17 protein-coding genes and 2 pseudogenes are annotated in these 17,792 nt (G+C 72.5%); 12 read left to right on the forward strand and 7 right to left on the reverse strand.

Annotation, left to right across the window (positions count from 1 at the left end):
* The 4 genes and pseudogenes from IF88_RS0137410 to IF88_RS0137420 all read right to left on the reverse strand — a co-directional run.
* Positions 1-249 (reverse strand): annotated as a pseudogene (locus IF88_RS0137410) (sulfate ABC transporter substrate-binding protein); the annotation flags it as partial.
* Between the two features lie 309 nt (positions 250-558).
* On the reverse strand, positions 559-726 hold the full coding sequence (locus IF88_RS49760; RefSeq protein ID WP_420711033.1) for a putative leader peptide: 168 nt from the start codon (positions 724-726) through the stop codon (positions 559-561).
* Between the two features lie 68 nt (positions 727-794).
* A complete protein-coding gene (locus IF88_RS0137415) occupies positions 795-1,253 on the reverse strand; it encodes an RrF2 family transcriptional regulator (RefSeq protein ID WP_030723366.1) in 459 nt (152 codons plus the stop codon).
* A gap of 94 nt (positions 1,254-1,347) precedes the next feature.
* The gene (locus IF88_RS0137420) at positions 1,348-2,553 is read right to left on the reverse strand and encodes a hypothetical protein (protein WP_051838247.1); all 1,206 of its coding nucleotides are present in this window, start codon (positions 2,551-2,553) and stop codon (positions 1,348-1,350) included.
* A gap of 233 nt (positions 2,554-2,786) precedes the next feature.
* On the opposite strand from IF88_RS0137420, the gene IF88_RS49465 reads away from it, so the two are divergent.
* The 7 genes and pseudogenes from IF88_RS49465 (at position 2,787) to IF88_RS0137450 (ending at position 9,148) form a co-directional block, all read left to right on the forward strand.
* Positions 2,787-2,870 (forward strand): putative leader peptide, encoded by an 84-nt coding sequence (locus tag IF88_RS49465; RefSeq protein ID WP_324617234.1) that lies wholly within the window; start codon positions 2,787-2,789, stop codon positions 2,868-2,870.
* Positions 2,871-3,102: 232 nt separating this feature from the next.
* Complete coding sequence (locus tag IF88_RS0137425; protein WP_030723370.1) at positions 3,103-3,669, forward strand: winged helix-turn-helix domain-containing protein; 567 nt, start codon at positions 3,103-3,105, stop codon at positions 3,667-3,669.
* A gap of 286 nt (positions 3,670-3,955) precedes the next feature.
* Positions 3,956-4,205: pseudogene (locus tag IF88_RS48795) on the forward strand (GNAT family N-acetyltransferase); the annotation flags it as partial.
* Positions 4,206-4,366: 161 nt separating this feature from the next.
* Complete coding sequence (locus IF88_RS0137435) at positions 4,367-5,578, forward strand: LLM class flavin-dependent oxidoreductase (protein WP_051838248.1); 1,212 nt, start codon at positions 4,367-4,369, stop codon at positions 5,576-5,578.
* A 23-nt stretch (positions 5,579-5,601) separates the two neighbouring features.
* Positions 5,602-6,981, forward strand: coding sequence for an NtaA/DmoA family FMN-dependent monooxygenase (locus IF88_RS0137440; RefSeq protein ID WP_030723376.1), 1,380 nt, complete (start codon positions 5,602-5,604; stop codon positions 6,979-6,981).
* A complete protein-coding gene (locus IF88_RS0137445; RefSeq protein ID WP_030723379.1) occupies positions 6,978-8,024 on the forward strand; it encodes an LLM class flavin-dependent oxidoreductase in 1,047 nt (348 codons plus the stop codon). The genes IF88_RS0137440 and IF88_RS0137445 overlap by 4 nt, the downstream gene beginning before the upstream one ends.
* Before the next feature lie 11 nt (positions 8,025-8,035).
* Positions 8,036-9,148 (forward strand): LLM class flavin-dependent oxidoreductase, encoded by a 1,113-nt coding sequence (locus IF88_RS0137450; RefSeq protein WP_030723381.1) that lies wholly within the window; start codon positions 8,036-8,038, stop codon positions 9,146-9,148.
* Between the two features lie 20 nt (positions 9,149-9,168).
* Here the strand turns inward: IF88_RS0137450 and IF88_RS0137455 are convergent, their stop codons facing one another.
* Positions 9,169-10,602 (reverse strand): glycoside hydrolase family 16 protein, encoded by a 1,434-nt coding sequence (locus tag IF88_RS0137455; RefSeq protein WP_030723384.1) that lies wholly within the window; start codon positions 10,600-10,602, stop codon positions 9,169-9,171.
* Between the two features lie 256 nt (positions 10,603-10,858).
* The gene (locus IF88_RS0137460) at positions 10,859-11,077 is read right to left on the reverse strand and encodes a hypothetical protein (protein WP_030723387.1); all 219 of its coding nucleotides are present in this window, start codon (positions 11,075-11,077) and stop codon (positions 10,859-10,861) included.
* A 344-nt stretch (positions 11,078-11,421) separates the two neighbouring features.
* Here IF88_RS0137460 and IF88_RS0137465 point away from each other — a divergent pair, with 344 nt between their 5' ends.
* Positions 11,422-11,670 (forward strand): acyl-CoA carboxylase subunit epsilon, encoded by a 249-nt coding sequence (locus IF88_RS0137465; RefSeq protein WP_158754841.1) that lies wholly within the window; start codon positions 11,422-11,424, stop codon positions 11,668-11,670.
* A 50-nt stretch (positions 11,671-11,720) separates the two neighbouring features.
* Here IF88_RS0137465 and IF88_RS0137470 read toward each other — a convergent pair whose 3' ends face one another.
* A complete protein-coding gene (locus tag IF88_RS0137470) occupies positions 11,721-13,358 on the reverse strand; it encodes an FAD-dependent oxidoreductase (RefSeq protein WP_030723393.1) in 1,638 nt (545 codons plus the stop codon).
* 274 nt (positions 13,359-13,632) lie between these two features.
* Between IF88_RS0137470 and IF88_RS0137475 the strand changes: the two genes are divergently transcribed.
* The 4 genes from IF88_RS0137475 (at position 13,633) to IF88_RS0137490 (ending at position 17,791) form a co-directional block, all read left to right on the forward strand.
* Entirely contained in the window at positions 13,633-14,730 is a 1,098-nt protein-coding gene (locus IF88_RS0137475) for a SchA/CurD-like domain-containing protein (RefSeq protein ID WP_030723396.1), read from the forward strand.
* A 114-nt stretch (positions 14,731-14,844) separates the two neighbouring features.
* The gene (locus IF88_RS0137480; protein WP_030723398.1) at positions 14,845-15,288 is read left to right on the forward strand and encodes a cupin domain-containing protein; all 444 of its coding nucleotides are present in this window, start codon (positions 14,845-14,847) and stop codon (positions 15,286-15,288) included.
* Complete coding sequence (locus IF88_RS0137485) at positions 15,285-16,556, forward strand: beta-ketoacyl-[acyl-carrier-protein] synthase family protein (RefSeq protein ID WP_030723401.1); 1,272 nt, start codon at positions 15,285-15,287, stop codon at positions 16,554-16,556. Before IF88_RS0137480 ends, IF88_RS0137485 begins: the two co-directional genes overlap by 4 nt.
* On the forward strand, positions 16,553-17,791 hold the full coding sequence (locus IF88_RS0137490) for a beta-ketoacyl synthase N-terminal-like domain-containing protein (protein ID WP_030723403.1): 1,239 nt from the start codon (positions 16,553-16,555) through the stop codon (positions 17,789-17,791). Before IF88_RS0137485 ends, IF88_RS0137490 begins: the two co-directional genes overlap by 4 nt.
* Position 17,792: the final 1 nt, after the last annotated feature.

Consider the following 17,792-nt stretch of genomic DNA (forward strand, 5'->3'; position numbering starts at 1 on the left):
GCCGAGTTCCTTCTGGATCAGGCCTTCCTGGAGGCCGACCAGCGCGGTGGCGTGCGTCAGGTTCGGGAAGTAGCCGATCCGCACCTCGGAGGCCGACAGTTTCGCGCCGTCCGTGGCGGCGGCGTTCGCGGCCTTGCCGCCCTCGTCCTTCTTGGCCTCGGAGCCGTAGCCGCAGGCGGTGAGCAGCAGGGGAAGCGTCGCGGTGACGGCGATGGCGCGCAGGGTGGTGAGCGGTCTTGCGGCAGACACGGAGGTGTCCTTTCACGGGATGGTGTTCAAGGAGGTACGGAGAAGGGCGACGCGAGACCATCGACACACACGGAACCGACGCCCGACGCCCGGCGGTGAATGGTGAGCGGTGGGCGGTGAGCGGTGGGCGACAGGGTTGCGGTCGCGGGCCCGAGGAACGCAGGGGTGCCGGACACCTCGGGGACGGAGGTCGAGCCCGGACGGCGCACGCCCGCGCTCGACTCCACGCGGTCGGCGTGGTCGGCCGAGGGGCCCGTCCGACGGTGCTCAGCGGTGACTACACGTGGAGCGGGGCCCGGCGCATGGGTGTCAGCCGGACTGACAGATGGCGCTGGACGTGCGGAGCAGGTCGATGTGCCGGCGGGAGGTCAGAGGCAGCGTCCGGCCTGCGTGATGCAGTGTTCGCACGGCCCACCTCCCTGGATTCCTAGTTTTCCCACCTGGTTGGTAGGCATATTGGCAGAGGCGGACACCCACCCCAAGAGGGTGACCGAATGGTGGACGCCGGAATCTCGTTATGTGAGAACGTGCAGGTGGAGCAGGGGTCAGGGATTGGTCCAGGCACCGGGGGTGTCGGCCAGTGCCGATACGTCCGCGGGCAGGTCGGACGACGCGACGTCGGCGAGGCTCACGCCGTCGAGGATCTCGCGGACATTGGCCCGCAGTGCGATCCACAGGGGGAGCAGTGCCTGGGCGGGGCCGGTGTAGGACAGGTCCGGAGGGCGGACCCCGCGCACCGAGACGAGCGGTCCGTCCACGACCCGGATCACGTCCGCGATGCTGATGGACTGGGCGGGCTTGGCCAGCCGGTAGCCGCCGTTGCCGCCGCGCTGGCTGAGCACGAGACCGCCCCGGCGCATGTCGTTCAGGATGCCCTCGAGGAACTTGTGCGGGATGTCCTGGGCGTCGGCGATGGCCTCCGCCTTCACGGGCCCGTCATCCTGCGACGCGGCAAGCTGCAGTGCGGCACGTACCGCGTAGTCCGCCCTGGCTGAGATCCGCATACGGACATTATCTTGCATCGATTCGGCCGGTGTCCCCTCGCGGGTGGCCGGCGGCGGGTGGCCGGCGGCCGCCGGGCAGGTGCTCGGGCTCGCGTCAGCGGAACGCCGCCACCACGGGGTGGGAGCCGTTGAGGTAGTGCTCGCCGATGGAGCGCAGGCGGTGGGCGGCCGGGCGGTGCGCCGTCAGGACCCGGGCGTTGCGCCAGAACCGGTCCAAGCCGGGCGCGTCGGCGAGTTCCAGTACCCGGGCGGTGATGCGCAGGGCGGCCTTCGACGTCACGGTCTCGGCCGTGGCGACCAGGGCCGCGACGCCCGCGGCTCCCTCCGCGTCGAGGTGCGTACCCGTGTCGAGGGCCCGCGCCATCACGTCCGTCGCCCGGTCGACCACGGCGGTGGCCGTCTGGGCGGCCGAGGCGAGCTCCCCGTACGTCAGGAAGAGGTCCGGGTCCTCACCGGGCAGCCGGTGCGCGCGGCCGCCCCTGCTGAGGTCGCGCGCCTCGGTGAGGGCGCCCTCCGCGATGCCGAGGCCGACGTGGCACAGGGCGAGCCGGAGCGCGGGCTCCGCGAGCGCGGTGAAGGGCGCGGTGGACTCCTCGTCGTGCGGCCGGCGGCCCAGCACCTGTTCGGGCGTGATGGCGACCCGGTCCAGGACGACCTCGCCCGCGCCGGCGACGCGCTGCCCGAGGCGGTCGTGGGCGGACTCGACGGTCACCCCCCGTGCGCCCGCTGGGATCCGTACGACCAGGACGTCACCGGTCGCCGCGCACACGGCGTCGACGACGATCTGGTCGGCCGTGGCCACCGCCGTGTCCACGGGCCGGCGCCCGCTCAGCACGTAGCCGGGGGTGCGCCGCCTCAGCGTGAGCTCCGGTGCGTCGCCGTCGTCGTGGGGGACGGGAGCGCGGACCGCACCGGTCCACAGCCACTGCTCGGCCACCGACTCCTCTTCGAGGGCGGCCGCGTGCTGGTGGCCCGCGTAGAAGCGTCCGCTCCAGGTGTGCACGTAGTGGCGGGCGAGTACGTCGCCGACGGAGCCGTCAGCCGCGGCGATCTCCCGTATGACGGCGCATCCGGTGCGCCAGTCCGCCCCGCGGTCGGGCCCCGGCGGGGTGAGGGCCGCCGGCAGGCCCGCCTCGCGCAGCCGGGCCGTCTCGTCGGCCGGCGGCTTACCCGCCTGGTCGCGCGCGATGGCGTCCGCGGCGAGGTCGTCCGCCACGTCGCGGGCCGTGCGCAGGAGCGTGCGGCGCCGCTCGTCGAGAGATCGGCGGCCGGTGGTGCCAGGGGGGATGGCGGTGGTCATGTCGGCTACTCCGGAACGTTGTTGGGTGGCGCCGACCGGCCGCTTCACCGAATCCCCACCTTTCCCATCGGATTGATAGGGATAGTCGCCCGAAGCTGCCTGCCGGGCAAGAGCGTGACCGAATGGCGGACGATCCGATCTCGACATGAGAGACCATGCAGGTCAGGGCAGTTTCCTAGTCAATCGGTAGGGAAGTATTGACGCGCACCCGCCACACACCTCACGATGTGACCATGTCCCCGTCGCAGCCGTTGCTCGTACGCCGCAGGCACGTTGACCTCCGTCGCGTCGCCAGCGCCGTCTGCCGACCCGTCTAGGGTTTCTTCGACAGGGCATTTCCTCGACGTGCGCCGGTGTTCCGGCCGTCGCTCCTCTCCGTGCGCCGCACTTTCCCGTGACCCGTGGCCCGGGCCCCTGAGCCGTAGCCGTACGGGTCCGCCCGGCGTGCGACGTGCCGGCTCTCCCGTCGGATCCGTCACGGAGACCCCTGCCCCGTCGTCGCCCACCATCCGGCGTCCGTACCTGATTCCGCAGCCGAAGGGGCTCACCGTGACCACCGCACTTCCCGCACCGGTATCCGCCACCGCCGTCCGCCGTCCCCCGGCCCCGCGCCTCCAACTGGTCGGCGACCGCCCACCCGCCGTCCCCGCGGGCGGGATCGGCGGCGGCCGCGTCGGATACCTCGTGTTCCTGCCGGCGGACGTCGACCCGGTCGCGGTGATGACCGCGCACGGCATACGCCCGGAGATCCATCCCCTCGACACCAGGACGCTCCGGGCACCCGCGCCGGCACCGGCAGCCCCGCACCCCGCCCCCGTCCGGCCTGACGATGCCGTCCGGATCGACGGCGCACGTCGGCTGGCCGAGGTCGACGGACGCGAACTGGACCTCACCTACCTGGAGTTCGACCTTCTGGCGCACCTGGTGGCCCATCCGTACACGGTCCACAGACGTGACGCCCTCATCTCGGACATCTGGGGGTACGGACACATCGGCGACGGCCGTACGGTCGACGTCCACGTGGCCAGGCTGCGCCGCAAGCTCGGTCCCGCCCACCGGGGCCGCATCTCCACCGTGCGCCGCGTCGGCTACAAGTACGTCCCCGACCACCAGTAGCCCCGGAGGCGGGCCGGTCCAACAGCCCGAATATTTCACCAGAAGGCGTTGTGTGTACGGCGGATGAAATTGCCGCATGCTTACGCGGACATCGACATCGGGCCCGTTGACAGCCCTTCTCCGGGCTGCCCGGCTTACGCCGCAGAAAACGACATCAGCCGGGCCTGCCCGTGACCGACTCCTGAATCCCCGGCCGCCGGGCCGCGCCACGGACGGAGAGCCCGCCCCATGACCCGGCCGCCCCGGACTCCTCGGCCGACCTGCGCAGACTGGTCGGCGACGGCGGGACCGCCGCGCTCGCCGGCGTACTCACCCCGCCCGCACCGTCGAGCTGGGCACGTACCTCGGCATCCGGCACCCGGGCCGGCTGATCGCCATGCGGAGAGCGGCTGCGGCCACCCGGCTGGACCGAGATCAGCGCAGTGTGCACCCATCCCGACCACCGGGCGGCGGTCTCGATCGGCTTCACCTTGCGCCGCCGCCCGTCCTTCACGGCGGTCCGCGCGCCCGGCAACACCACTGCCAACTTCTCTTAATATTCAGGTCATTGTATGGCACCGCTATAGGGCCTAGCGTTTCGAAGGGATATCGATGACGGGCCTCACGGGCCTCTTCCCCGCCCTCTCGTACGCCCTCATATTCGCGACGCGCATCGGCCTTTTTCTTCACCCGGCCGATCAGGAAGGCGTAATTCGACGTGTCCGCATCCCCGCCCGCATCCGCATTTCCCTTCGCACCGGCATCCTCCGAACCGCTGCACCTGGCCGTCGCGCTCGACGGCGCGGGCCGGCACCCCGCCGCCTGGCGCGAGCCGGGCGCCCGGCCCGGTGAGATCTTCACGGCCCGCTACTGGGCCGACGCCGTGGCCGAGGCCGAAGCCGGACTGCTCGACTTCGTCTCCTTCGAGGACTCCCTCAGCCTCCAGTCGTCCTCGGCCGACGGGCCCGACGGACGCACGGACCGGGTCCGGGGGCGGCTGGACGCGGTGCTCACCGCTGCCCGTGTCGCACCGCTGACCCGGCACATAGGCCTGGTCCCGGCGGTGACGGCCACCCACACCGAGCCCTTCCACATCTCCAAGGCGATCGCCACCCTCGACCACGTGAGCCGCGGCCGCGCCGGCCTGTGGATCCAGGTGTCCGGACTCCTCCACGAGACACGGCACTTCGGCCGCCGGCCGGTCCCGCTCCCGGAAGCGGAGTCCTACGCGGAGGCCGCCGACCACGTCGAGGTGATCCGGCGGCTGTGGGACAGCTGGGAGGACGACGCGGAGATCCGGGACGTGGCCACGGGCCGGTTCGTCGACCGCGACAAGCTGCACTACATCGACTTCGAGGGCCGTCACTTCACTGTGAGGGGGCCGTCGATCACCCCGCGCCCGCCGCAGGGGCAGCCCGTGGTCGGCGCGTCCGGCGACGGCGAATCCTCGTATGCGCTCGTCGCCCGGTCCACGGACGTCGGGTACGTCGCCGCGCACGACGGGGACGGTACGAGGGCCGCCGTCGAGGCGATCCGGCGGGCCCGGGAGGCGACCGGGCTCGCGGCGCAGCCACTGCACCTGTTCGGGGACCTCACCGTGTTCCTGGACGAGGACGCCCCGGCGGCCGTCGCCCGTCTGGAGCGCCTGGACGCGCTCGCGGGCGCCTCGTACGGCGACGGGGGCGTCGTCTTCGCCGGGAGCCCCGGGCAGCTGGCGGAGCTGCTCCTGGAGCGCCGGGAGACGGGCCTGTCGGGTTTCCTGCTGCGGCCCGGTGTGATCGCCCACGACCTGCCCGCGATCACCCGGGGCCTGGTACCGGAGCTCCAGCGGCGCGGGGTCTTCCGCCGGGCGTACGAGGCGGCCACCCTGCGCGGACTGCTGGGCCTGGAGCGCCCGGCCGGCCGCTATGCCGCCCACTCCGCCGCCTGATCCCGGACCCGGAAGGACGCGTCATGAGCAGCAAGCCGCTCAAGCAGATCCATCTCGCAGCCCACTTCCCGGGCGTCAACAACACCACCGTGTGGAGTGACCCGGCGGCCGGCAGCCACATCGACTTCGACTCGTTCGTCCACTTCGCGCGGACCGCCGAACGCGCCAAGTTCGACTTCCTCTTCCTCGCGGAGGGGCTGAGGCTGCGGGAACAGGGTGGGCGGATCTACGACTTGGACGTGGTCGGCCGTCCCGACACCTTCACGGTGCTCGCCGCGCTGGCGGCGGTCACCGAGCGCCTCGGGCTGACCGGCACCATCAACTCCACCTTCAACGAACCTTACGAGGTGGCCCGCCAGTTCGCCTCGCTCGACCACCTGTCCGAGGGCCGGGCCGCCTGGAACGTCGTCACCTCCTGGGACGCCTTCACCGGCGAGAACTTCCGGCGCGGCGGGTTCCTGCCGCGCGAGGAGCGCTACTCCCGGGCCAAGGAGTTCCTGGCCACCGCCACCGAGCTGTTCGACTCCTGGGACGGCTCCGAGATCCTCGCCGACGCCGGATCGGGCGCCTTCCTGCGGGACGCGCGGGCCGGGGCCTTCGCCCACCGGGGGCAGCACTTCGACATCGAGGGCCACTTCAACGTGCCGCGCAGCCCGCAGGGCCGGCCGGTGATCTTCCAGGCGGGCGACTCCGACGAGGGCCGTGAGTTCGCCGCCGCCGGCGCCGACGCGATCTTCGGCCGGTACGGGACGCTCGACGCGGGCCGGGAGTTCTACGCCGACGTCAAGAGCCGCCTTCCCAAGTACGGCCGCACACCGGACCAGTTGAAGATCCTGCCTGCGGCCACCTTCGTCCTCGGCGACACCGACGCCGAGGCCCGTGAGGTGGCTCACGAGGTGCGCCGCCTCCAGGTCAGCGGGCAGACCGCGATCAAGTTCCTGGAGCACGTCTGGAACCGGGACCTGTCCGGCTACGACCCGGACGGTCCGCTGCCCGAGGTCGACCCCGAGCTCGGGGAGAACACCATCGCCCTCGGGCGGGCGAGCGTACGGGAGTTCCGTGACCCGCTCGCCACCGCACGGCAGTGGCGCGCGCTCGCCGAGGCCAAGAACCTGTCGATCCGCGAACTCGTCATCTCCACCACGGCCGACCAGACCTTCGTCGGCTCCGCCGCCACCGTCGCCGCGCAGATCGACACGCTGGTGCAGGCGGACGCCGCCGACGGCTTCATCCTGGTGCCCCACATCACCCCGGGCGGCCTGGACGTCTTCGCCGACACCGTCGTCCCGCTGCTCCAGGAGCGGGGGGTCTTCCGCGCCGAGTACGCGGGCACCACCCTGCGCGACCACCTCGGGCTCGCGGTGCCGGAGGCGGCTTCCGACCGGCAGGCCGCGCGCTCATGAAGTTCCTGGCCATCACCCTCATCACGGACTCCGCGGATCCGGTGACGGGCGCCCTCACACCCACACGGGAGCGGTTCCGCGAGGTGGTCGACGCCGCGCTGCTCGCCGAGGAGCTCGGCTTCGACGGCTTCGGGGTCGGCGAGCGCCACGAGCGGCCCTTCCTGTCGTCCTCGCCGCCCGTGGTGCTCAGCCACATCGCGGCGCTGACCCGCCGGATCCGGCTGTTCACCGCCGTGACCACCCTGAGCCTGCTGGACCCGGTGCGGGCGTACGAGGACTACGCGACGCTCGACCACCTCTCCGACGGCCGTCTGGAGCTGATGATCGGCAAGGGCAACGGCACGGCCCAGCGCGAGCTGTTCCACGTGACCCCCGAGGACCAGTGGGAGCGCAACGCCGAGGCCTACGAGCTCTTCCGGCGGATCTGGCGCGAGGACAAGGTGAGCGCCGAGCCGCGCTTCCGCCCCGCCCTGGCCTGCGCCGAGGTGCTGCCGAGGCCCTTCCAGCCGGCCCTGCGGGTCTGGCACGGCAGCGCGACCAGCCGGGAGTCCGTCGACCTCGCGGCGCGCTACGGGGACCCGCTCTTCTCGGCGAACGTCACCCACCCGATCGGCCCGTACGCCGAGCTGGTCCGCCACTACCGGGAGCGCTGGGAGCACTACGGGCACGACCCGGCGCACGCCGTCGTCGGCGCGGGGACGGCCGGCTACCACGCGGCCCCCACCTCGCAGCAGGCGGTGGCGGCGTACCGGCCGGCGTTCGCCCGGTACCTCGCCTTCCACGAGCAGCAGGGTCTGGCTCCTGTCTTCCCGACGCTGGAGGACTTCGTCGAACGGAGCTCGGCACTGGTCGGCAGCCCCCAGCAGGTGATCGAGAAGGTCCACCGCTACCACGAGGCCTTCGGCCACACCGCCCTGCACCTCCAGGCGGAACCGGGCGGGCTCACCCCCGCGGAGCACCGGGCCTCCCTCGAACTCTTCCAGTCGCGGATCGCCCCGGTGCTGCGCCGCGAGATCCCCGACCCTTCCTTTCCCGACCTGTAAGGAGCCCGGCCATGTCCGGCATCCCCCTCGGGGTCCTCGACCTCGTCCCGGTCCCCTCCGGTTCCACGGCGGCCGAGGCCCTGCACCACAGCATCGACCTCGCCCGGCAGACGGAGGCCCTCGGCTACGCCCGCTACTGGTTCGCCGAGCACCACCTCAACCCGGGGGTCGCCGGGACCTCCCCGGCGGTCGTGCTCGCGCTGACCGCCTCCGCGACCTCGACCATCCGGATCGGCTCCGGCGCCGTCCAGCTCGGGCACCGCACCGCCCTGTCCACGGTCGAGGAGTTCGGCCTGATCGACGCGCTGCACCCCGGCCGCCTCGACCTGGGTCTGGGGCGCTCGGCGGGCCGGCCGCAGCCGGGAGCCTCGCAGGACCCTCCCTTCGGGGGGTACACCCCGAACGGACTGCGCATCCCCGCCCGGTTCTCCTTCGCCCCTCTGCTGGGTCATCCGCGGGTCGCGCTCCAGCAGAAGCTGCTGAACCTGCCCGGTGCCCAGCCCCAGGACTACGCCGAGCAGATCGACGACGTCCTCGCGCTGCTCCGGGGCGACTACCGCTCCCCGGAGGGGGTGGAGGCACATGCCGTCCCCGGTGAGGGGGCCGACGTACAGGTGTGGATCCTGGGCAGCAGCGGGGGAGTCAGTGCGGAGACCGCGGGCCGCAACGGGCTGCGATTCGCGGCCAACTACCACGTCAGCCCGGCCTCGGTGCTGGAGGCGGCCGAGGGCTACCGGGCCGCCTTCAAGCCCTCGGCCGAGCTGGACCGGCCGTACCTGACGGTCTCCGCCGACGTCGTCGTCGCCGAGGACGACGCCACCGCCCGCGAACTGGCCACGGGATACGCGCCCTGGGTGCGCAGCATCCGTACCGCCGAGGGCGCCATCCCCTTCCCCACGCCCGCCGAGGCGCGCGCCCTGCCCTGGACGGAGGCGGACCGGGAACTCGTCGCCGACCGGGTGGAGACCCAGTTCGTCGGCTCGGCGCGGACCGTTGCCGATCATCTGGAACGGCTCCAAGAGGCCACCGGGGCCGACGAGTTGCTGATCACCACCATCACGCACGACCACGCGGACCGGGTCCGCTCCTACCGGCTGCTGGCCGAGGAGTGGCGCAGTCGCTGACGGAGCCCCCGGCGATCGGCTCAGTGCCCGAATTCGAACCAGTTGACGTTCACGAAGTCGGCGGGCTGGCCGCTGGTGAAGGTCAGGTAGACGTCGTGCGTGCCCGTGACCGCGGTGATGTTCGCCGGCACCGTGCGCCAGCTCTGCCACCCGCCGGTGCCCGCGATCGAGAAGCTGCCGACCGGCGCCGAGGTACGGCTGTCCAGGCGCACCTCGACGAGCCCGCTGACCCCGCCGGCCGCGCCGCTCGCCACGCGTCCGTGGAACTGCCTCGCCGGTGTGGAGCCGAAGTCGACGCCCCTGAACAGGGCCCAGTCGCCGTTGCCGAGCGACGCGAGGTTCTCGCCGCCGCCGGAGTCCGCGGTGGTCTCCTTGGCCACCCCTGCCTGGCCGTCGTACGACTCGGCCTGGATCGCGGAGTACGCGTCACGGTTTCCGGCCGGCGGGGTGGTCGGGGGCGTCGTGGGCGGGGTGGTCGGGGGAGTGGTGGGCGGGGTCGTGCCGCCGGTCGAGCGGAGGACGGACACGTAGTCGACGACCATGGCGTGGCCGGGCTGGGTGCCCGCGTCGGGACCGCCGCCGAAGGCATCGGGGAAACCGCCGCCCATGGCGACGTTGAGGATGATGAAGTAGCCGTGGTTCGTGGCGTTGGTCCAGGTGGTCGCGTCCACCTGGTTCGCCCGTACGGTGTGGAAGTTGACTCCGTCGACGTAGAAGCGCATCTCCTCGACGGCGGTCGCGCGGTCCCATTCCACGGCGTAGGTGTGGAAGCCGCCCTGGCAGCTCGTGCCCGGGCACACGTGCTGGCCGCCGATGCCGGACGTCTCGTTGCAGGGTCCACCGGGGCTCGTGCCGCAGTGCACGGTGGCCCAGACGTTGTTGATGCCCTGGACGTTCTCCAGGATGTCGATCTCACCGATGCCCGGCCAGTTCCACCAGTTGCCGCGGTACGGGGCTCCGAGCATCCAGAACGCCGGCCAGTAACCCTTGGCCGCCGGACCCGTGACGTTCGGCATCTGGATGCGCGCCTCGGTGCGGAGCGTGCCGCCGGCCGGGGGCTGGAAGTCGGACCGCCTGGTCTCGATCCGGCCGGACGTCCAGTTGCCGGCCGCGTCGCGCCTCGGCGTGATGCGCAGGTTGCCCGTGCCGTCGAGGGAGACGTTGGAGGGGTCGGCGGTCATCGTCTCGATCTCGCCGGTACCGAAGTTGGCGGGTCCGCCGGGGTAGCCGGTACCGGTGGTGTACTGCCAGTCGGCGGTGTTCACCCCGGACCCCGCGGCTCCGTCGAAATCGTCCAGGAACACCCGGGACCAGCCGGCCGGGGTGGGGGGAGCGGCGGCGCTCGCGGGCAGCGCCACACCCGCGGCGGCCGCCGCGACCACGACGATCGTGCCGAGCGCGGCCAGGACGGCCCGCCGGACCGTCGGTCGTGTCCTGCCGGATATCTCACGCATGGGTGCCCTCTCTGAAGCGCGATGAGGCGCGGTGCGGGGGGAAGAGCGTGGTCACCGTTTTGAGAGCGCTCTCAGAACGGCGCCGCTGGACACTGTGGCTCCCCGCCCTCGCGGCCGTCAAGAGATTGAACCGGGAAAGCGCTTGCGTGCAGGGGGAGTTCAAAGAGTGAACGCATGCATCGTCGACGGCCACCGAGAGGCCGCCGGCGGTGTACGCGGCGTACGGCGATCACCCGTGCGGCCCAACCCGCCCCGCTCAGAAGGGCGGACCGAGCACCTCCTCCGCCCCCGGCAGGTCGTGGACGTCGACCGCCGTCCCGGTCAGGGGCAACAGCCCGGCCAGCGGGCACTCCCCGGGCATCTCGTGGTCGACCTCCCACTGGCCGGCGGTGTTGCCGCCGGAGTGGTCCGTGATGCAGACGGCGTACAGCCGGCCGGCGCAGCCCCGGCACAACAGGGGCCCGTGGGCGGTCACGACAGGCCCCGCGGCGACGCCGCGGACGCGCGGGCGACGCGCCCCGGACCGTACGTGCCCGGACCGTACGTGCCCGGACCGCACGCCCCCGGACCGCCCGTGCGCCAACCGGACGCCCCCGGACCGCGCGTCCCCGGAGTGCCGGGTCCGCCGCGCGCTTGTAGCGTCGGTCGCGACAGGACTCCTGGTGATCCGACAGGAGTCCGCAGGCCGGTTCGCACACGCGGAACACGTCCCGCCGGCGCGCCGAGCCACCCGTGTGCCGCCCGCGTCGGCGCCGATCCGGTCCGCCCCTCGTGCCGCGGCCGGGCGCACGCGCAGCCCCCGTGAGAGAGGCCGTGCCGATGTCGAACGATGTGCCGATAGCGAGCCTGCTGCGTGTGGAGAAGGGCGTTGCCGCCCCGGAGGAACTGGCCGCGCTCGCGGTCGTCATCGCGTGTTACGCGCACCGGAACTCCCTTGACCGTGACCGGCACGGAGACCCGGCCCGCGCCCGCCGTGCGGCGGGCGGAGGCGTCGGCGCCGAAGCCGGCCGCCGGCGTGGCCTCCGGCCCGACCCCGGCTGCTGGGCGGGCTGCTGGGCCTGCCGCTGAACCTCTTCCGCCGGCCGCGTGCACGGCCGGCGGAAGGGGGGACGAGGTGGTCACGCCCGGCGCAGCACCGTCGAGAGGACCTCGTGCAGCGTCGCCCGGGGGTCGGCGACCGCGCCCTCCGAGCGCCAGGCCACGAACCCGTCCGGCCGTACGAGCACCGCGCCCTCGGCGCTCATCGCGTGGACCTCGCTCCAGTCGGAGCCGCCGCCGTCCTGGACCAGGTCGGCGGCCGGCCCGGAGCCGATGGTGTAGGCGTCCAGCCGTACCGGGAGCTCCGCGGCCACCTGGTCCGCGGCCGCCCGCCACGGCGAGCCGACGCCGCTGAGCAGCACGAAGGAGCGCTCGTAGAGGTCCAGCGTGGAGATCCGCTCACCCGCCCGGGTCAGCCACATGTGCGGGGCCCGGGTCCCGGGGTCCCCGACCATGTGCAACCTCTCGGGGATGACGGGCCGGCCGGGCTCGCCGCCGACGAGGGCCCCGCTCGGGTAGCAGTAGCCCATGGCCGTGGTGAGCACCCCGCTGCCCGGGCCGCCGCCCATGGTGGGCGGGGGCGCGTACCCCGGGTGGCTGTGCTCCGCCGAACGGGCCGAGGCCCGCTCGCTGGTGGCCCTGGCCACCGGCAGCCGCTCGGCCTCGTACGTCTCGAGCAGCCCCATGCCGGCCGAACCGTCCAGCACCGCGGCGATCTTCCACGCCAGGTTGTGCGCGTCCTGGATGCCCGTGTTGGATCCGAAGGCACCGGTGGGGGACATCTCGTGGGCCGCGTCGCCGGCGAGGAACACCCGACCGGACGAGTACCGCTCGGCCACCCGTTCGGCGGCATGCCACGGCGCCTTGCCGCCGATCTCTACGTCCAGGTCGGGTACGCCGATCGCGTCGCGGATCTGGTCCACGCACCGCTCGTCGGTGAAGTCCTCCAGGGTCTCGCCGTGCTCCGGGTGCCACGGGGCGTGGAAGACCCACTGGGTCATGTTGTCCACCGGCAGCAGGGCCCCGTCCGCCCCCGGGCGCATCAGGTAGCAGACGATGAACCGCAGGTCGCCCAGCACCTGGACGAGCCGCTCCGAACGGAAGGTGACGCTGACGTTGTGGAACAGCTCGCCATTACCCGTCTGGGGGATCCGCAGCTGTTCTCTCACGGGGCTGCGCGGCCCGTCGGCCGCGATCAGGAAGTCCGCGCGCACCGTGCTGTGCTCGCCCGTCAACCGGTCCTTCACCACGGCGTTCACTCCGGTGGCGTCCTGGTCGAAGCTCATCAGCTCGGTGGAGAACCGCACGTCCGCGCCCTGCGCACGGCTCTGTGCGGCCAGAACCGGCTCGATGTTGTTCTGGCTGCACAGACACCAGCCGGTCGGGCTGAACCGGGCGATCGCCCCCGACGGATCGATCGACTTGATCAGCCAGTTGTGGTCGCTGCGGTCGGTCAGCGACCGGGCCTGCAGAATGCCCTGAATGCCCTCCAGTACGGACGCCGCCTGGCGGATCGCGCGCTCCGCCCCTGCCGTGCGGAACAGCTCCATCGTCCGGGCGTTGATGCCCCGGCCTCGCGGGTGCGGGGACGTACCGGAGTGCTTCTCGACGAGCAGGTGCCTCACTCCGTGGCGGCTCAGGAAAAGCGAGGTGGACAGGCCCACGAGGGAGCCGCCCACGACGAGAACCGGTACGCGAACATCGGCGTTGTCTTCCATCAGCTGCGGGCTCCTGTTTTCTGTGTGGGGGAGTGGAGTCTTTATGCCCCCGATCCGGGATCAGGCCCAGTTGATTCGCCGGTTGTCACCCGCTTGATCCGGACATGTAGCGGTACGTCGCCACCCGGATGACGATGAGCCACAGCGGCTCCCCTGAGACGCGCCGGCCTGCCCTTCCCCATGGAGGCGGCCGCCGGCCCGGGCGGACGCCACCGGTGACGGACGAGGGGTCCGTACGCGATGGATCTCCACCCCCTCATGAAGGAGTGAGTAGATGACAACCACCCTGTCCGAACGGGTGTCGCAGTCAGCCTTCGATGGCTCCATGCTCCGGGTCGTCCTGCTGATGGATCTCCACGAGGGGACCCAGCAGCAGTTCTTCGAGGCGTACGAACAGCTCCGCCACGACATCGCGTCGGTCCCGGGCCACATCAGCGACCAGCTGTGCCAATCCTTCGAGGACCCCTCGCAGTGGCTCATCACCAGTGAGTGGGAGAGCGCCCCGCAGTACCTCGCATGGGTCAACAGCGAGCACCACGCCGAACAGGTCAAGCCGCTGGGCGCGTGCGCGCGCAACATGCGCCCGCTCAAGTTCACCGTCCTGCGGGAGACCGGCCGCGGCTACGACCAGGCGGCCCGCCCGACCACGGCGCGCCTGCAGACCACACCCCGGCTGGGCGCCGGAATCGTGCGCCACGCCCTCACCTTCACCGTCAAGCCGGGCAGCGAGAAGGAGGTCGCGGCCATCCTCTCCAGCTACGCCTCCCCGGCGGCCCGCGTCGACGCCCACACCCGCCTGTGCCGCACCTCGCTCTTCATGCACGGCAACCGGGTCGTACGAACGGTGGAGGTCCAAGGCGACCTGGTCACGGCCCTGCGCCACGTCTCGGAGCAGCCCGAGGTGCGCGCCGTGGAGGAGGCGATCAACCCCTACCTCGAACAGGACCGGAACCTGAACGACCCGGAATCCGCGCGCATGTTCTTCATGCGTGCCGCGCTCCCGGCGGTCCACCACATCGCCGCGACGGAGGAAGACCCCGCCGACGTACAGCGGCACGCGCTGTTCTACCCGGCCAAGCCCGGCTGCGGCGCGGCGCTCGCCAAGTTCCTCGCCCGGCAGGACGAGGCGGCCGCGCACCGCCCGAAGAGCCCCGTACGGAGCAGCAGCATCTTCCAGCGTGACGACATCGTCGTCCGCCTCATCGACGTGCACGGCCCGCTCGACGCCCAGCCCGACATCACCTTCGGCGTCTCGGGCCCGCGCAAGGCGGCCGTGCTCGCCCGGCTGACGGCCGCGTCCGGCGGGCGCGTTCACCTCGCGCACCACACCATGAACCTGATCACCGACCGCCGGGCTCCCGCGCAGTCCTGATCCCCGCCGGTGAATCCATCCGGAGCACCATCCCTCTCCAGCCCCCGCTCCACCCCCCTGTCCCGACCCCCCATCCCCGTCCAGGCTCTCCCCACACGCCAGGAGGAACCCGCCATGACCAAACAGCGCCCACGCATCGTGGACCTCAGCGAGACGCCGCCCAACCGCCGGCGCGGCGGCGATCTGAGGGCCGTGCTCACCCCGACGTCGGTGGGCTCCACCAGCGGCTTCATGGGCATGGCGATCATGGCCCCCGGGGAATCCATCGCCGAGCACTACCACCCGTACTCCGAGGAGTTCGTGTACGTGGTCTCCGGCCGGCTGGAGGTCGACCTCGACGGCGAGGCCCACCCGCTGCACACCGACCAGGGCCTGCTCGTCCCCCTCAACGTGCGCCACCGCTTCCGCAACGTCGGGGACGTCGAGGCCCGCATGGTCTTCCACCTCGGCCCGCTCGCCCCGCGCCCCGAACTGGGCCACGTCGACACCGAGGAGGCCCCGCACCCGGAGAGCACCGCCTGGGAGCAGCCTCCGGACCGAACGGGAGTGGTCTCGTGACCCCCCGGCGGGTGGCCGTCACCGGAGTCGGCGTCGTCGCGCCCGGCGGGATCGGCGTCCGCGACTTCTGGGACCTGCTGTCCAACGGCCGGACGGCGACGCGGGGCATCAGCCTTTTCGACCCGACGGGGTTCCGCTCCCGGATAGCCGCCGAGGTCGACTTCGACCCCGCCGCGCACGGCCTCGACGAGGGCGAAGCGGCCCGGGCGGACCGGTACATCCAGTTCGCCCTGGTCGCCGCCCGTGAGGCCGTACGCGACGCGGCACTCGACCTCGACACGGACGAGGCCTGGCGGACCGGCGTCTCCCTCGGCACGGCCGTCGGAGGCACCACCCGTCTGGAGCACGACTACGTCGCCGTGAGCCAGTCCGGCTCCTGGTGGGACGTGGACCACAAACTGGCCGGCCCGTACCTGCACCGCGCGTTCACCCCGGCCACCCTCGCCTCCGCCGTCGCGGAGGAGGTCGGGGCGCGGGGCCCGGTACAGACGGTCTCCACCGGCTGCACCTCGGGACTCGACGCCATCGGGTACGCCGTCCACTCCATCGCGGAGGGCCGGATGGACGTCTGCATCGCAGGCGCCTCCGACTCACCCATATCGCCCATCACCGTGGCCTGCTTCGACGCCATCAAGGCCACCTCGCCGAACAACGACGACCCGGCCCACGCCTCCCGGCCGTTCGACGCCGACCGGGACGGGTTCGTCCTCGGCGAGGGCGGCGCCGTCCTCGTACTCGAAGAGCTGGAACACGCCCGCGCCCGCGGTGCGACCGTCTACTGCGAGATCGGCGGCTACGCCACCTTCGGCAACGCCCACCACATGACCGGCCTGACCGCCGAGGGCCTGGAGATGGCCCGGGCCATCGAAACCGCCCTGGCCCAGGCCGGAGTCGCCGCCGACCAGATCGACTACGTCAACGCGCACGGCTCCGGAACCAAGCAGAACGACCGCCACGAGACCGCGGCGGTCAAACGGGTCCTGGGCGACCACGCCTACAAGACGCCGATGACCTCCATCAAATCCATGGTGGGGCACTCCCTCGGCGCCATCGGCGCCATCGAACTCGCGGCCTGCGTACTCGCCATGACCCACCAGGTGGTGCCGCCGACCGCGAACTACGAGACGCCCGACCCCGAGTGCGACCTGGACTACGTGCCCCGCGTCGCCCGAGGCCGGAAACTGCGCAACGTGCTCTCCGTGGGCAGCGGCTTCGGCGGCTTCCAGTCCGCCGTCGTCATGACCCGGCCGAAGGAGGAGGTCTCGTGACCAGCCGTACGGTCATCACGGGCATCGGGGTCATCGCCCCCAACGGCGTGGGCGCGGCCGCCTTCTGGAAGGCGACCCAGTCCGGACTCAGCGTGCTGGACCGCGTCACCCGGCCCGGCTGCGAGCACCTGCCGCTGCGCGTCGCGGGCGAGGTCCGGGGCTTCGACCCCGGCGCCATGGTCGAGGACCGCTTCCTCGTCCAGACCGACCGCTTCACCCACCACGCGCTGGCCGCCGCCGACCTCGCCCTGGAGGACGCCCGGCTCGGCCGGGCCGACTACGAGGGAGATCCCTTCTCCGTCGGCGTCGTCACCGCCGCCGGCTCCGGCGGCGGCGAGTTCGGCCAGCGCGAGCTCCAGCACCTCTGGGAACAGGGGCCGCGGTTCGTGGGCCCCTACCAGTCGATCGCCTGGTTCTACGCCGCCAGCACCGGCCAGATCTCCATCCGCCGCGGGCTGAAGGGCCCTTGCGGGGTCGTGTGCAGCGACGAGGCGGGCGGGCTGGACGCCTTCGCGCACGCCGTCCGCGCGATCCGCCAGGGCAGCCGGGCCATGCTGGTCGGAGCGACGGAGGCGCCGCTGGCGCCGTACTCCATCGTCTGCCAGCTGGAGTACGAGGGGCTGAGCACCTCGGACGACCCCGAGCGCGCCTACCGGCCGTTCACCGACAAGGCCTGCGGATTCGTCCCCGCCGAGGGCGGCGCGATGTTCGTCGTCGAGGACGAGGAGGAGGCCGGCCGCCGCGGCGCCACGGTCCGGGCCGTCCTGGCCGGTCACGCCGCGACCTTCACCGGCACCCAGCGGCGGGACGCCTCCGGCGAGGGACTGGCCCACGCCATCCGGGGCGCGCTCCGGGAGGCCGACTGCGCGCCGGAGGAGATCGACGTGGTCTTCGCCGACGCCCTGGGAACGGCGGAGGCGGACGCGGCCGAGGCCGCGGCCCTCACCGCCGCCCTCGGCGCGTACGGGCGGAAGGTGCCGGTCACGGCCCCCAAGTCCGGTACGGGCAGGGCGTACTGCGCCGCCCCCGCCCTCGACACCGCGGCCGCGGTGCTGGCCCTGGAGCACGGCGTCGTCCCGCCGACCCCGAACGTCTACGACGTGTGCCACGACCTCGACGTGGTGACCGGCAGCGCCCGCCCCGCGGAGCTGCGCACCGCGCTCGTGCTGAGCCGCGGCCGGATGGGGTCGAACTCCGCGCTCGTCCTGCGCAAGGGCGCGTCGGCGACCGCGTAGC

Source organism: Streptomyces sp. NRRL F-2580, from assembly GCF_000720115.1.
Lineage (GTDB): Bacteria > Actinomycetota > Actinomycetes > Streptomycetales > Streptomycetaceae > Streptomyces.